At 64.3% G+C, this 12,778-nt stretch carries 13 protein-coding genes, 1 pseudogene and 1 riboswitch; of the genes and pseudogenes, 11 read left to right on the forward strand and 3 right to left on the reverse strand.

Annotation, left to right across the window (positions count from 1 at the left end; translation table 11 throughout):
• The coding region (locus JWR89_RS09025; protein ID WP_299714577.1) for a beta-eliminating lyase-related protein at positions 1-569 on the reverse strand (569 nt) is incomplete at its 3' end.
• Positions 570-617: 48 nt separating this feature from the next.
• Positions 618-727: riboswitch (SAM-I-IV-variant riboswitch) on the reverse strand.
• 259 nt (positions 728-986) lie between these two features.
• Between JWR89_RS09025 and glyA the strand changes: the two genes are divergently transcribed.
• From glyA to JWR89_RS09080, 11 genes are all read left to right on the forward strand, one after another.
• The gene (glyA, locus tag JWR89_RS09030; protein WP_299714580.1) at positions 987-2,288 is read left to right on the forward strand and encodes a serine hydroxymethyltransferase; all 1,302 of its coding nucleotides are present in this window, start codon (positions 987-989) and stop codon (positions 2,286-2,288) included.
• An 11-nt stretch (positions 2,289-2,299) separates the two neighbouring features.
• Entirely contained in the window at positions 2,300-2,806 is a 507-nt protein-coding gene (gene nrdR, locus JWR89_RS09035; protein WP_299714583.1) for a transcriptional regulator NrdR, read from the forward strand.
• A complete protein-coding gene (ribD, locus tag JWR89_RS09040) occupies positions 2,803-3,957 on the forward strand; it encodes a bifunctional diaminohydroxyphosphoribosylaminopyrimidine deaminase/5-amino-6-(5-phosphoribosylamino)uracil reductase RibD (protein ID WP_299714586.1) in 1,155 nt (384 codons plus the stop codon). Before nrdR ends, ribD begins: the two co-directional genes overlap by 4 nt.
• Positions 3,958-4,566: a riboflavin synthase gene (locus JWR89_RS09045; RefSeq protein WP_299714589.1), complete on the forward strand. Its 609-nt coding sequence runs from the start codon at positions 3,958-3,960 to the stop codon at positions 4,564-4,566.
• Between the two features lie 81 nt (positions 4,567-4,647).
• Positions 4,648-5,139: a 6,7-dimethyl-8-ribityllumazine synthase gene (gene ribH / locus JWR89_RS09050; protein ID WP_299714591.1), complete on the forward strand. Its 492-nt coding sequence runs from the start codon at positions 4,648-4,650 to the stop codon at positions 5,137-5,139.
• Positions 5,140-5,142: 3 nt separating this feature from the next.
• Positions 5,143-5,673: a transcription antitermination factor NusB gene (nusB, locus tag JWR89_RS09055; protein WP_299714594.1), complete on the forward strand. Its 531-nt coding sequence runs from the start codon at positions 5,143-5,145 to the stop codon at positions 5,671-5,673.
• A gap of 112 nt (positions 5,674-5,785) precedes the next feature.
• Positions 5,786-6,784 (forward strand): thiamine-phosphate kinase, encoded by a 999-nt coding sequence (gene thiL, locus JWR89_RS09060; protein ID WP_299714597.1) that lies wholly within the window; start codon positions 5,786-5,788, stop codon positions 6,782-6,784.
• Positions 6,785-6,961: 177 nt separating this feature from the next.
• Positions 6,962-9,082, forward strand: a complete 2,121-nt coding sequence (locus JWR89_RS09065; protein ID WP_299714600.1) for a sodium-translocating pyrophosphatase — start codon at positions 6,962-6,964, stop codon at positions 9,080-9,082.
• Between the two features lie 301 nt (positions 9,083-9,383).
• Complete coding sequence (locus tag JWR89_RS09070; protein WP_299714602.1) at positions 9,384-10,154, forward strand: hypothetical protein; 771 nt, start codon at positions 9,384-9,386, stop codon at positions 10,152-10,154.
• Between the two features lie 192 nt (positions 10,155-10,346).
• Positions 10,347-10,778, forward strand: a complete 432-nt coding sequence (locus JWR89_RS09075; RefSeq protein WP_299714605.1) for a hypothetical protein — start codon at positions 10,347-10,349, stop codon at positions 10,776-10,778.
• A 69-nt stretch (positions 10,779-10,847) separates the two neighbouring features.
• Positions 10,848-11,090 carry a DUF2171 domain-containing protein gene (locus JWR89_RS09080; protein ID WP_299714608.1) on the forward strand — a complete coding sequence of 81 codons (243 nt, stop codon included), beginning with the start codon at positions 10,848-10,850 and terminating at the stop codon, positions 11,088-11,090.
• Positions 11,091-11,295: 205 nt separating this feature from the next.
• Here JWR89_RS09080 and JWR89_RS09085 read toward each other — a convergent pair whose 3' ends face one another.
• Together JWR89_RS09085 and JWR89_RS09090 are read right to left on the reverse strand one after the other, a co-directional pair.
• Positions 11,296-12,300: a tripartite tricarboxylate transporter substrate binding protein gene (locus tag JWR89_RS09085; protein WP_299714611.1), complete on the reverse strand. Its 1,005-nt coding sequence runs from the start codon at positions 12,298-12,300 to the stop codon at positions 11,296-11,298.
• A 224-nt stretch (positions 12,301-12,524) separates the two neighbouring features.
• Positions 12,525-12,778, reverse strand: a pseudogene (locus tag JWR89_RS09090) (outer membrane protein assembly factor BamE); the annotation flags it as partial.

Raw genomic sequence — 12,778 nt, forward strand, 5'->3', positions numbered from 1 at the left:
GCCGGGCTGCAGCCGAGGCTGGCGCAGGCATTGGCGAAGCGCGAGCCGTCCATGTGCAGGCTGAGGCCAAGTTCGCGGCAGGTGGCGGAGATCGCCGCGATCTCGGCGAGGCTGTAGACCTGTCCTGTCTCGGTCGGCTGGGTGATGGTGACGACGCGCGGCTTGGGGAAGTGGATGTCCTTGCGGTTGGTGGCGATGGCGCGGATCGCGGCGGGCGTCAGTCTGCCGTCGGTGGAGGGCGCGACCAGCAGCTTGGAGCCGTTGGAGAAGAACTCCGGCGCGCCGCATTCGTCGGTTTCGACATGGGCGGCGTCCGAGCAGATCACGCTGTGATAGGACTGGCACAAAGCCGCCAGCGCCAGCGAGTTCGCGGCGGTGCCATTGAAAGCGAAGAACACCTCGCAATCCGTCTCGAACAGCGCGCGGAACGCATCCGATGCTTTTGCGGTCCAGCTATCGTTGCCGTAGGCCGGCTCATAGCCCTGATTGGCCTCGGCCATCGCCGACCACGCCTCCGGACATATTCCGGCATAGTTGTCGCTGGCAAATTGCTGGGGAAGGGGTGTCATAGCAGCCTCACAGGGTCGGTCTCCATCCCGGGAGAAACTGACGTGCGGCTGCATCCCGTGGGTTGCCGGATCGGCCACATCTCCCCCGGTTGAGGGGAACGCCACCTTGCCCGGGAGCAGGTTGGCGTTGAGCGTCAGCTCAACTCTTGATGTTGACCAATGGCATACAGGCCCGGCCACAGGCAGGCAAGGCCGGTTGAGCGCCAACCATTCAAGGAGGTTCTGCTTCATTTGCTGGGGAGGATTTCACTGCAATCGGCTCGCCGTATCGTCCGATACGCTGCCTAAATATTGCCCCTCCCGCTCAAAACCTTGGCCAAAGCGGCCAGATGTGGTATCTGGCGCGCGCCGCTTCTGATCCCCACCCGTGACCGCCCGTACCCTGCAACAGGCTGCGGCGGTGGAGATATTTCGCCCATGACCTCTTCGGCCAAAACCGCCTCCGCCCCCGACTCGTTCTTTTCCGCCGCGCTTGCCGAGGCCGATCCGGAGATCGCTGCCGCGATCAAGGGCGAACTCGGCCGGCAGCGCCACGAGATCGAGTTGATCGCGTCCGAAAACATCGTCAGCCGCGCCGTGATGGAAGCGCAGGGCTCGGTGATGACCAACAAATATGCCGAGGGCTATCCAGGCGCGCGCTATTACGGCGGCTGCGAGTTCGTCGATATCGCGGAGAACCTGGCGATCGAGCGCGCGAAGAAACTGTTCGGCGCGGCGTTTGCCAACGTGCAGCCGAACTCCGGCAGCCAGATGAACCAGGCGGTGTTCCTGGCGCTGCTGCAGCCCGGCGACACCTTCATGGGCCTCGACCTCGCGGCCGGCGGGCATCTCACCCACGGTTCGCCCGTCAACATGTCCGGCAAGTGGTTCAAGCCGGCGCACTACACCGTGCGCAAGGAAGACCAGCTCATCGACATGGATGCGGTGGCGAAGCAGGCGGAAGAAGTGAAGCCGAAGCTGATCATCGCCGGCGGCTCGGCCTATTCGCGCGCCTGGGACTTCAAGCGTTTTCGCGAGATCGCCGACAGCGTCGGCGCCTACCTGCTGGTGGACATGGCGCACTTCGCCGGCCTCGTCGCCGGTGGCCAGCACGCCTCGCCAGTGCCGCATGCCCACGTCACCACGACGACAACCCACAAGTCGCTGCGCGGCCCGCGCGGCGGCCTGATCCTCACCAATGACGAGGCGCTGGCCAAGAAGCTGAACTCGGCGATCTTCCCGGGCCTGCAGGGTGGCCCGCTGATGCATGTGATCGCGGCGAAGGCGGTGGCGTTCAAGGAAGCGCTGCAGCCGGACTTCAAGGTCTATGCCAAGAACGTCGTCGAGAATGCCAAGGCGCTGGCCGAAACGCTGCGCGCGCAGGGCTACGACATCGTCTCGGGCGGCACCGACAACCATCTGATGCTCGTCGATCTCCGACCGAAGGGCCTGAAGGGCAACGTTTCGGAAAAGGCGCTGGTTCGCGCCGGCATCACCTGCAACAAGAACGGCGTGCCCTACGATCCCGAGAAGCCATGGGTTACTTCGGGTATTCGCCTCGGAACGCCGGCGGCGACCACGCGCGGCTTCGGCATCGCCGAGTTCAAGCAGACCGGCGAGATGATCGCCGAAGTGTTGAGCGCGGTGGCACAGTCCGGCGACGGCACCGCGCCGCTGGTGGAGGCCGCCGTCAAGGAACGGGTCAAGGCGCTCACCGACCGTTTCCCGATTTATCAGTAAGGTCCTCTGGAATGCGATGTCCGAACTGCAACAGCCTCGATACGCAGGTCAAGGACTCGCGTCCCACGGAGGACTCCGCCGTGATCCGGAGGCGGCGCGTCTGCGTCGCCTGCAACTTCCGCTTCACCACCTTCGAGCGGGTGCAGCTGCGTGAGCTGACGGTGATCAAGCGCAACGGACGACGCGTGCCGTTCGACCGCGACAAGCTGGTGCGCTCGCTGCAGATCAGTCTGCGCAAGCGACCGGTCGATCCGGAGCGCGTCGAGACCATGGTCTCGGCGATCGTGCGCGAACTGGAGAGCGGCGGCGAGGCGGAAATCTCCTCGGAGACCATCGGCGAGATCGTGATGGAGCATCTGCGCCATGTGGACGACGTCGCTTATGTCCGCTTCGCCTCGGTATATCGAAATTTTCGCGAGGCGAAGGACTTTGAAGCCGTGCTCGGCGAACTGTCCGGGGATGACGAGCCCAAGGGCGACTTGAAAAGCGACCTTAAGCCGATCCCGTTGCGCAAATGATCTTCCGGATCCTGGAAGATCAGTTCGCCCAGAAATCCGCCGAGGCCAAAGCCATCGACCGGCGCTTCATGCAACTGGCGCTGACGCTCGGCCGCCGCGGCCAGGGCCGCACCTGGCCCAATCCCGCGGTCGGCGCGGTCGTCGTCAAGGACGGCGGCGTTCTCGGCCGCGGCTGGACCCAGCCCGGTGGCCGTCCCCATGCCGAGCCGGTGGCACTGATGCAGGCCGGCGACGCCGCGCGCGGCGCCACGCTCTATGTCACGCTGGAGCCGTGCTCGCACTTCGGCAAGTCGCCGCCTTGCGCGGATGCGATCATCGCAGCGGGCATTGCGCGCGTTGTGTCGGCAATCGAGGATCCCAATCCGGAAGTCGCAGGGCAGGGCCATTCGCGGCTGCGTGCCGCCGGAATTTCGGTAGACGTCGGGCTTTGTGCAGATGAAGCCGCGCGCGATCATGCCGGGCATTTCCGCCGCGTCCGCGACAAGCGTCCGCATGTGGTGCTGAAGCTGGCTGTATCGCCCGACGACAAGATCGCTGCGGCCGGCCGCAAGCCGGTAGCGGTGACCGGCGAGGCGGTGCGCCACCGCGTGCATTTGCTGCGGGCGCAATGCGACGCGATTCTGGTCGGCATCGGCACCGTGCTGTCCGACGATCCCCAACTGACCTGCCGGCTGCCCGGCATGAGCAAACGCTCGCCGGTGCGGGTGGTGCTGGACCGCGCGCTGCGGCTGCCGGGCGCCACGAAACTTGTGCATTCGGCGCGCGAACATCCGCTGTGGGTGATGACCTCCAGCCTGTCGGAGGCGCCCGCGGCGATGTTGTTGCAAGCTGCCGGCGCCCAGGTGATGCGGGTGCCGACCACCACATCGCCGCCGCCGGGGCTGGATCTTCTGGCCGTGCTGCATGCGCTGGCGGAGAAGGGCATCACAAAACTGCTGGTCGAGGGCGGATCGCGCATCGCGGCGTCGTTCGTGGCCGCCGATCTGGTCGATGAGGCCTGGCTGTTTCGCGGCGCCACGGCTATCGGCGACGATGGCATCAACGCGCTGGACGCATTGCCGCTATCAGCCATCACTGGGTCGCCGCGTTTGCATGTCCGTGCTAGCGAAACGCTGCAGAACGATACTTTCACCATCTACGAGCGCGCATAAATGTTTACCGGCATTGTCACCGACATCGGCGAGATCGCGACCCTGACGCCTGTCGCGCAGGGTCAGTTGCACCGGCTGCGCATCCTGTGCCGCTACGACCAGACGGGCATAGCCGACGGCGCTTCGATCGCCTGCAACGGTGTCTGCCTGACCGTGGTCGGCTCCGGCGTCACCGGCGATCGGACCTGGTTCGAGGTCGATGCCGCCGCGGAAACCCTCGGCATGACCACGGCCAAGCACTGGAAGGCCGGCACGCGCCTCAACCTGGAGCGCGCGCTGAAAATCGGCGACGAGCTCGGCGGCCACATCGTCGCCGGCCACGCCGACGGCATCGCCACGATCGTCCGCCGTGAAAACCTGCCGGACATGGCGCGCTTCACGCTGCGCACCACCCACGAATTGGCGCGCTTCATCGCCACCAAGGGTTCGGTCACGCTGGATGGCGTGTCGCTGACGGTGAATACCGTCGATGATGTCCAGTTTTCGGTGCTGATCATCCCCCACACGCTGAGCGTGACCACGCTGGGCGCCTGGCAGGACGCCAACGAGGTCAATCTCGAGGTCGATCTGATGGCACGCTACGCCGCGCGGCTCTCGGAAATGAAATAGCGGCCCTGCGCCTGAGCCCTTGGCTTATGCCGCTGCTGCGCCTAAAACCCTGCGCAATCAATCAATTCTCTGGGAATACCGATGGCAGATGCGCGACGCGCCCCCTTGCAGGACCTAACCGACATTTCCGGCGCGCGGGTGCTGATTGTGGAGGCCCGCTTCTATGACGATATCCAGGATGCGCTGCTGGCCGGCGCACTGCTCGAGCTGAAAGCCGCCGGCGTGACCCATAACGTCATCACCGTGCCCGGGGCGCTGGAAATTCCCGCCGCCATCGCCATCGCGCTGGATGCCGCCGAGAAACACGACGAGCCCTATGACGCGGCGATCGCCTTGGGCTGCGTGGTGCGCGGCGAGACCATCCATTTCGAGATCGTCTCGATGGAGTCCTCGCGCGGGCTGATGGACCTCGCCGTGAGCCGGCGGTTTCCGCTCGGCAACGGCATCATCACCGTGAATACCGACGAGCAGGCCTGGGCGCGCGCCCGCGCCGACGAATTGAACAAGGGCGGCGATGCCGCGCGTGCCGCGCTGGCGATGCTGCGCATCAAGCGCCGTCTGGCGAAGAGCTGAGCGATGGCAGAGATCAAGAAGACCGCGGCGAAGAAACCCACCGACAAGAAATCCGGCGCCGCCAAGCCGGCCGACAAGAAGGCCAACAAGCGCGGTGCCGCGCGTCTTGCCGCCGTGCAGGCGCTGTACCAGATGGATATCGGCGGCGCGGGTATCAACGACATCTTCGCGGAGTTCGAAAGCCACTGGCTCGGCAACGAGGTCGAGGGCGACCAGTATCTGCCCGCCGAGGAAGCGTTCTTCCGCGACATCGTCGCGGGCGTCTTGCGCGACCAGAACAAGCTCGATCCCTTGATCGACGACGCGCTGTCGAAGGGCTGGCCGCTGGCGCGCATCGAAGCGATTCTTCGCGCGGTGATGCGCGCGGGCGCCTACGAGCTGGAGCACCGCAAGGATATTCCGGCGCGCGTCATCGTCTCCGAATATGTCGACGTCGCGCATGCATTTGTCGAAGGCGACGAGACCGGCATGGTCAACGCCGTGCTCGACCAGATCGCCCGGCAGTTCCGTGCAGAAGAGTTTTCGCGGGGCTGAGTAGCCGCAGTCGTCATTGCGAGGAGCCCTCGCGACGAAGCAATCCAGTTCTCCCTTGCGGCCCTCTGGATTGCTTCGCTACGCTCGCAATGACGGAAGGGGGCAGTGTGAGATGGCGAGAAACGGCGACGCCTCCGGCGAAGACACCCTGATCTCCCGCTATTTCAAGCCGCTGGCCACGGACCCCGGCGCCTTCGGGCTGACCGATGACGCGGCAGTGCTGAAGGCGGACGGCTTCGACATCGTCGTCAATACCGACGCCATTGTCGAAGGCGTGCACTTTCTGCCCGACGATCCCGCCGACACCGTCGCGCGAAAGGCGCTGCGGGTGAACCTCTCCGATCTCGCCGCCAAGGGCGCGGCACCGGCCGGCTTCGTGCTGACGCTGGCGTTGCGCGAGACGGGCCATGCATGGCTGTCGGAATTCGCGCGCGGACTCGGCGAGGATGCCAAGTTCTTCGGCTGCCCGCTGCTCGGCGGCGATACGGTATCGACGCCGGGCCCGCTGATGATCTCCATCACCGCGTTCGGCCGGGTTCCTGCCGGCAAAATGGTTCGGCGCCTTGGCGCGGCCGTTGGCGACCGCGTGGTGGTCACCGGCACTATCGGCGATGCCGCGCTCGGCCTCGCGGTGCGGAAGGGCGGTGCGGTGGCGCAAGCTCTCGCGGACGATGCTGCGTCCAGCGACACGCTCGTTTCACGCTACCGCGTGCCGCAGCCGCGTGGCGCGCTGGCGCAGGCCGTGCGCGACCATGCCAGCGCGGCGATGGACGTCTCCGACGGGCTGGCCGGCGATCTTGCCAAGCTGTGCGCGGTATCCGGCGTCTCGGCGGACCTAGAAGTGGACAAGGTGCCGCTGTCGATCGCAGCGAGGTCGCTCGTCGAGCGAGGGATGATCGGCATTGAGGCGATCGTCGCCGGCGGCGACGATTATGAAATCCTCTGCGCGATCCCAGACAATCGGTTCGAGGCTTTCGTGCGTGATGCCCGGTCGGCCGGCGTCGCGGTGACGGCCATCGGCACCATCATCGAAGGCCCGGCCAAACCGCGTTGGCTCGATGCGCGGGGCAGGTCGATCGTTCTGTCGCGGACGTCGTATAGTCATTTCTGACGCCGGCCGCCGGCCTCCTACATCTCCTCAAAAATCCGCCGCTTACGCCTTTGGCAGCGTTGCACCCTCTGGGCGATTTTGCCATGCTTGGCCTACGAGAGGCCGTCCTCACGTGGGGCAGGCCTCCTTTTTATGCGTCCGAAACCGGGCGCGGGGCAGGAAGGACTGAGGCATTCCATGACAGCATTGTGGGTGATCGTGCTTTGCGGGGCACTTTCGATCGTATACGCGATCTGGGCGACGGCGTCGGTGATGAAGGCCGATGCCGGAAATGCGCGGATGCAGGAAATTGCAGAAGCGGTGCGCGAGGGCGCGCAGGCCTATCTGAAGCGGCAGTATCTCACCATCGGCATCGTCGGCGTCGTGATCTTCGCGCTGCTGGCCTACTTCCTGGGCATGCTGGTGGCGTTCGGCTTCCTGATCGGCGCGGTGCTGTCCGGCGCGGCCGGTTTCATCGGCATGAACGTCTCGGTGCGCGCCAACGTCCGTACCGCGCAGGCGGCGACGATCTCGCTGGCCGGCGGGCTTGAACTGGCCTTCAAGGCCGGCGCCATCACCGGCATGCTGGTGGCGGGGCTGGCGCTGCTCGGCGTCACCATCTACTTCGCCTATCTCACCCACGTGCTCGGCCATCCCGCCAACAGCCGCATCGTGGTCGATGCGCTGGTGGCGCTCGGCTTCGGCGCTTCGCTGATCTCGATCTTCGCGCGGCTCGGCGGCGGCATCTTCACCAAGGGCGCCGACGTCGGCGGCGATCTGGTCGGCAAGGTTGAGGCCGGAATTCCCGAGGACGACCCGCGCAACCCCGCGACCATCGCCGACAACGTCGGCGACAATGTCGGCGATTGCGCCGGCATGGCGGCGGACCTGTTCGAGACCTATGCGGTGACCGCGGTGGCCACCATGGTGCTGGCGGCGATCTTCTTCGCCACCTCGCCGCTGCTGGTCAACATGATGACGCTGCCGCTGGCCATCGGCGGCATCTGCATCCTGACCTCGATTGCCGGCACCTTCTTCGTCAAGCTCGGGCCCAGCCAGTCGATCATGGGGGCCCTCTACAAGGGCCTGATCGCCACCGGCGTGCTGTCATTGTTCGGTGTCGCTGCCGTCATCTACTGGCTGATCGGGTTCGGCCCGTTGCCGGGCGTGAAGTACACCGGCCTCGCTTTGTTCGAATGCGGCGTCGCCGGACTGGTGGTGACCGCGCTGATCATCGTGATCACCGAATACTACACCGGCACGCAATATCGCCCGGTGAAGTCGATCGCGGCCTCATCCGTCACCGGCCACGGCACCAACGTGATCCAGGGTCTCGCTATCTCGATGGAATCCACCGCCGGCCCGGCGCTGGTGATCATCGCCGGCATTCTGGTCACCTACAGCCTGGCTGGCCTGTTCGGCATCGCCATCGCCACCACTACGATGCTGGCGCTGGCCGGTATGATCGTGGCGCTCGACGCGTTCGGCCCGGTCACCGACAATGCCGGTGGCATCGCCGAAATGGCGGGACTGCCGAAGGAAGTGCGCAAAGCCACCGACGCGCTCGATGCCGTCGGCAACACCACCAAGGCAGTCACCAAGGGCTACGCGATCGGTTCGGCGGGCTTGGGCGCGCTGGTACTGTTCGCGGCGTATAGCGAGGATCTCAAGTTCTTCATCGCTAACGCGGCGAAGTATCCGTACTTCCAGGGCGTGATCCCGGACTTCTCGCTGACCAATCCCTATGTCGTGGTCGGCCTGCTGTTCGGCGGCCTGTTGCCCTATCTGTTCGGCGCCATGGGTATGACTGCGGTGGGACGCGCGGCGTCCGCCATCGTGGAAGAGGTGCGGCGGCAGTTCCGCGAGAAGCCGGGCATCATGCAGGGCACCGACAAGCCTGATTATGGTAAGGCCGTCGATCTGCTGACCAAGGCGGCGATCAAGGAGATGATCATCCCGTCGCTGCTCCCGGTGCTTTCGCCGGTCGTGGTGTACTTCCTGATCTACGCGATTGCCGGCGGCGGTGCGGCGGGCAAGTCGGCGGCGTTCTCGGCGGTCGGCGCGATGCTGCTCGGCGTCATCGTCACCGGCCTGTTCGTGGCGATCTCGATGACCTCGGGCGGCGGCGCTTGGGACAACGCCAAGAAGTACATCGAGGACGGCCACTATGGCGGCAAGGGCTCCGACGCTCATAAAGCCGCGGTGACCGGCGACACCGTAGGCGATCCCTACAAGGACACGGCGGGACCGGCGGTGAACCCGATGATCAAGATCACCAACATCGTGGCGCTATTGCTGCTGGCGATTTTGGCGCATTGAGCAGGGGTGTAGGATGGGTTGAGCGTATTAGCGAAACCCATCGCCAATAAACTTCGAAAACCCCGTGGCGCGAGCCGCGGGGTTTTTAGTTCTCACCCTCCCGGATTGCTTTGGATTGTAAAAACAAGTTAAAGTTGCGAAGCGATGTCGGATTGCGTTAGGCGGGGTGGTGGTGGTGCAAAGTGGACCTCACGGCGACGGTTGTCTCAGCGACCCCCGCAAGCTGCCGCTTTGGCATTCGATCTACATCACATACTCAAGCTACTTTCGTCATTTCCGGGATGTAGTACGGGTGACGTGGTTGTGGATTGTGTTGGTTGCCGCGATGTGGACCGTAGCGGAGTGGGTGAGATGGTCGTGGGCGATCTCGATTTCAGAGCAGTATAAAAAAGGAACGATCGGCGATACCGGCGCCTCTCCTGTCGTCGCAGGCTCGCTGTACGTCTTCGCTGCCCTGCTGTTCGCCCTTGCCCTTGTGGACATCGCGGTTGCCTGGCACAGGCGACTGATCTTGGCGGAACGGCCACGGTTCATCGGAAGCCATTTCGCCACCGCTATCGCATGGCAGTATTTCGCGGTCTTCCTTGTTTTGACGGGTGCGGCCGCCATTCCGCCGGCACTGCTTTATGCCGTATCGATGCTCGATCTGGAATCCCTCCCCGAAACTTTGGCCGATATTGTGGCCGCCGGCTTTATTTTCAGTGCTGTTTTCGCCACCTTTGCGATCGTCGTGCGCTTCAGCCTGGTGCTGCCGGCGCGCGCAACCGGCGATCACGACTCTTCATTTATGAAAAGCTGGAAGGCGACGAGGGGCAACACCTGGCGGCTGCTGTGGGCGACGCTTGCATGCGTGGTATTGCCCGCACTATTGCTGGAGCTGCCGCTTGCCTGGTTCGGTCTGCCGAGCGATCGGCCCTCGCCGACGGAGATGTTCACGACAGACGTTCCGCTGCAGCGGATTGTTAAGAGCTCTCTAGGCATGCCGTTGCAGCTCGTTTATCAACTGCTGACGTTGCCGATCTGCATCGGTTATCTTTCGTATTGCTATCAGTATTTCGCAAGACGCGAATAGATGGTTACGTGCCAGCTGTGCGATGGAATGAGCCATGCGAAATCCGTTGCCTCTGGAACGTGCTGATGTGCTTCGCTTAGCTCTATCCATCCTACGGCTTGCTGCGCACTGGACGGCCGGTATGCCGAATGCAAAAATCCCGTGGTGAGGTCACGGTTTTTCAGGTTCGATAGGCGGAATACGATGCGTCAGATGCTCCAGTACCGAAATGTCTTCCCGGCGCTCGCGTTCATGCTGCTGTCATGCGCCTTTACCTCCCCGGTCATGGCCGCCGACAGATGCCCGGTCACTGATGCGGCCGCGGAGAAAGCCGGTGGCTTTGCCAATGCCGTCAGCGCGGCGGTGAAGAGCGCGTGGAGCTGCGGCGGCGCCTACCAGGTCCTGGAGGCCTGCCAGTTGGGCTCTTCCGGCGACAATGCCCTGTCGGCCATGGTGCTGTCGAAATGCGAACCGATGTTCCTGCCCAAGGCGACCCCCGCCATCAAGGCCGACTACAAGAAGGCGCGGGCCAAGTGCGACCAGATCGCTCTGAAGAACGAGGGGTCGATGTACCAGGGGCAGGCCGCCGTCTGCATCGCGCGGTCGGCACGGGATTTTGCCCGCAAATTTGCGCCGAAAGGCTAGCGGCAGGATTTGTTTGAACCTATTGGAACCCGGCGCGTTACATGTCCCCAACTTTCAGAGGATAACGACATGAGCGGCGTGACTGGAATTAAAGAACACATGGAAGTGATCGGCGCCGACGGCGTGCATGTCGGGACCGTCGACAAGGTCGAGGGCAACCGCATCAAGCTGACCAAGAAGGACAGCGGCGAGGGCCATCACAAAGGTCATCACCATTTCATCGAAGGCGGTCTGGTGGCAGAGATCGAGGGCGACAAGGTACGGCTTTCGGCCAACGCGGCCGTGGCGGTGACCATGGAAGAAGAGAAGTAAGCGGACGCGGCCTGCTGGCGCGATACAGTTAAAAACCCCGCGGTGAAAGCCGCGGGGTTTTTAGCTGTCGTCATCCTGAGGTGCTCGCCTCTTGGCGAGCCTCGAAGATGCGGCCACATGGACACTTGCAACCCATCCTTCGACGCTGTCGCGAGCGCGACGGCGCCTCAGGATGACGGCGGGGGTGTGCAGGCGAACGCCTCTCCTACTGCACATCCATCTGCAGGCCTTCCTTGTCGATGATGGCCTTGAACTTCGCGGTCTCGGCGTCGATGAAGGTCGAGAACTGCGCCGGCGTGCCGTAGTCGGTCACGGCGCCCATGGCGGTGATGGTCTTCTGGGTATCGGCGCGCGCCAACAGCACCTTGATTTCCTTGTTCAGCGACTCCACCGCGGCGGTCGGCGTGCCCTTCGGATAGAACACCCCGAACCACGACGAGACGTCGAACTTGGCCAGCTCCGGCGCGGTCTCGCGCATCGCGGGGATATTTGGCGCCTGGGCGTTGCGTTCCGGGGTGGTGACGGCGAGGCCGGTGAGCTTGCCGTCCAGCACCTGCGGGAGCGACGGATAGAGATTGTCGAACAGGATCTGGATGTCGCCGGCGAGCGCGGCCTGCAGCGCCGGGCCGGCGCCGCGGAACGGGACGTGCTGCATCTTCAGCCCGGTGAGCTGCAGCCACCACGCGCCGGTGAGGTGCGGGCTCTGGCCGACGCCGGAGGAGCCGTAGTTCAGCTTGTCGGGATGCGCCTTGATATAAACGATCAGCTCCGGAATGGTCTTGATCGGCACGCTTGGATGCGCGCAGACGATGTTCGGAATCCGGATCATGTTGCTGACCGGCTGTAACTGGTCCTGCTTGTAGGACAGGTTCTTGAAGATGCTGTAGGCGATGGCATTGGGGCCGGGATTGCCGACCAGGATGGTGTGGCCGTCGCCTTTCTGCCGCGCCATTTCGGCGGTGCCGATGGTGCCGCCGCCGCCGGAGCGATTCTCAACCACGGCGGATTGTCCCCACGCGGTCTGCAAATGCGCCGCCAGCAGGCGGCCCATCACGTCGGTCGAGCCGCCGGCAGCAGCGGGCACGATGATGCGGACGTTTTCGGTGGGACGCCAGTCGCCGGCGGCGTGGCCGGCGCGGGGCAGGACCGCGGCGGTGGAGAGTCCGGCTGCTGCGGACAGCAGGCCGCGGCGCGTGATCAGGCGGGTCATGTTTCTTCCCAAAGCTTCTTGTTGTTATGGATTTGGTCTTGGGGGAAACGTAAAGCCCCGCCGGTGCATGGGCAAGGCGGGCATTGTCGCAGGCCATAGCAAGCAACAGCGTAGCCCGGATGAGCGGAGCGACATCCGGGGCCGGCGCTTCGGTAAACTCCGTTCCCGGATGGCGCCATCGGCCGCTGCGCGACCGCTGGCTCATCCGGCTAGGACAAAGCCGGCTACCTGAAGCTCATCAACTTGAATAGCGGGGTCAGGTAGCTCATTTCCTGGCCGGAGGTTGGCGTAGTTCGGCTGATAAAGTCGAAAATCTTGCCATCCTGCAGGCCGTAATTGGCGAGCCGCTCGACCTTGCGGTTCTTGTCGAAATAGATCGCGACGACGCGCTGGTCGGTGACCTTCTGCGGCATGAAGGCGACGGCGCGCTCGGCGCGCTGCGAGATGTAGTAGAACACCTCGCCGCTCAGGGTAGCGA

The organism is Tardiphaga sp. (assembly GCF_028290785.1).
In the GTDB taxonomy this organism is placed as follows: Bacteria; Pseudomonadota; Alphaproteobacteria; order Rhizobiales; family Xanthobacteraceae; genus Tardiphaga.

What these genes read in the sequence shown, in the direction of transcription:
- glyA (WP_299714580.1), top strand. Translation starts at nt 987, where the DNA reads ATGACCTCTTCGGCCAAAACCGCCTCCGCCCCCGACTCGTTCTTTTCC.
- JWR89_RS09075 (WP_299714605.1), top strand. Translation starts at nt 10,347, where the DNA reads ATGCTCCAGTACCGAAATGTCTTCCCGGCGCTCGCGTTCATGCTGCTG.
- thiL (WP_299714597.1), top strand. Translation starts at nt 5,786, where the DNA reads ATGGCGAGAAACGGCGACGCCTCCGGCGAAGACACCCTGATCTCCCGC.
- nrdR (WP_299714583.1), top strand. Translation starts at nt 2,300, where the DNA reads ATGCGATGTCCGAACTGCAACAGCCTCGATACGCAGGTCAAGGACTCG.
- JWR89_RS09085 (WP_299714611.1), bottom strand. Translation starts at nt 12,300, where the DNA reads ATGACCCGCCTGATCACGCGCCGCGGCCTGCTGTCCGCAGCAGCCGGA.
- JWR89_RS09080 (WP_299714608.1), top strand. Translation starts at nt 10,848, where the DNA reads ATGAGCGGCGTGACTGGAATTAAAGAACACATGGAAGTGATCGGCGCC.
- JWR89_RS09065 (WP_299714600.1), top strand. Translation starts at nt 6,962, where the DNA reads ATGACAGCATTGTGGGTGATCGTGCTTTGCGGGGCACTTTCGATCGTA.
- ribH (WP_299714591.1), top strand. Translation starts at nt 4,648, where the DNA reads ATGGCAGATGCGCGACGCGCCCCCTTGCAGGACCTAACCGACATTTCC.
- ribD (WP_299714586.1), top strand. Translation starts at nt 2,803, where the DNA reads ATGATCTTCCGGATCCTGGAAGATCAGTTCGCCCAGAAATCCGCCGAG.
- nusB (WP_299714594.1), top strand. Translation starts at nt 5,143, where the DNA reads ATGGCAGAGATCAAGAAGACCGCGGCGAAGAAACCCACCGACAAGAAA.
- JWR89_RS09045 (WP_299714589.1), top strand. Translation starts at nt 3,958, where the DNA reads ATGTTTACCGGCATTGTCACCGACATCGGCGAGATCGCGACCCTGACG.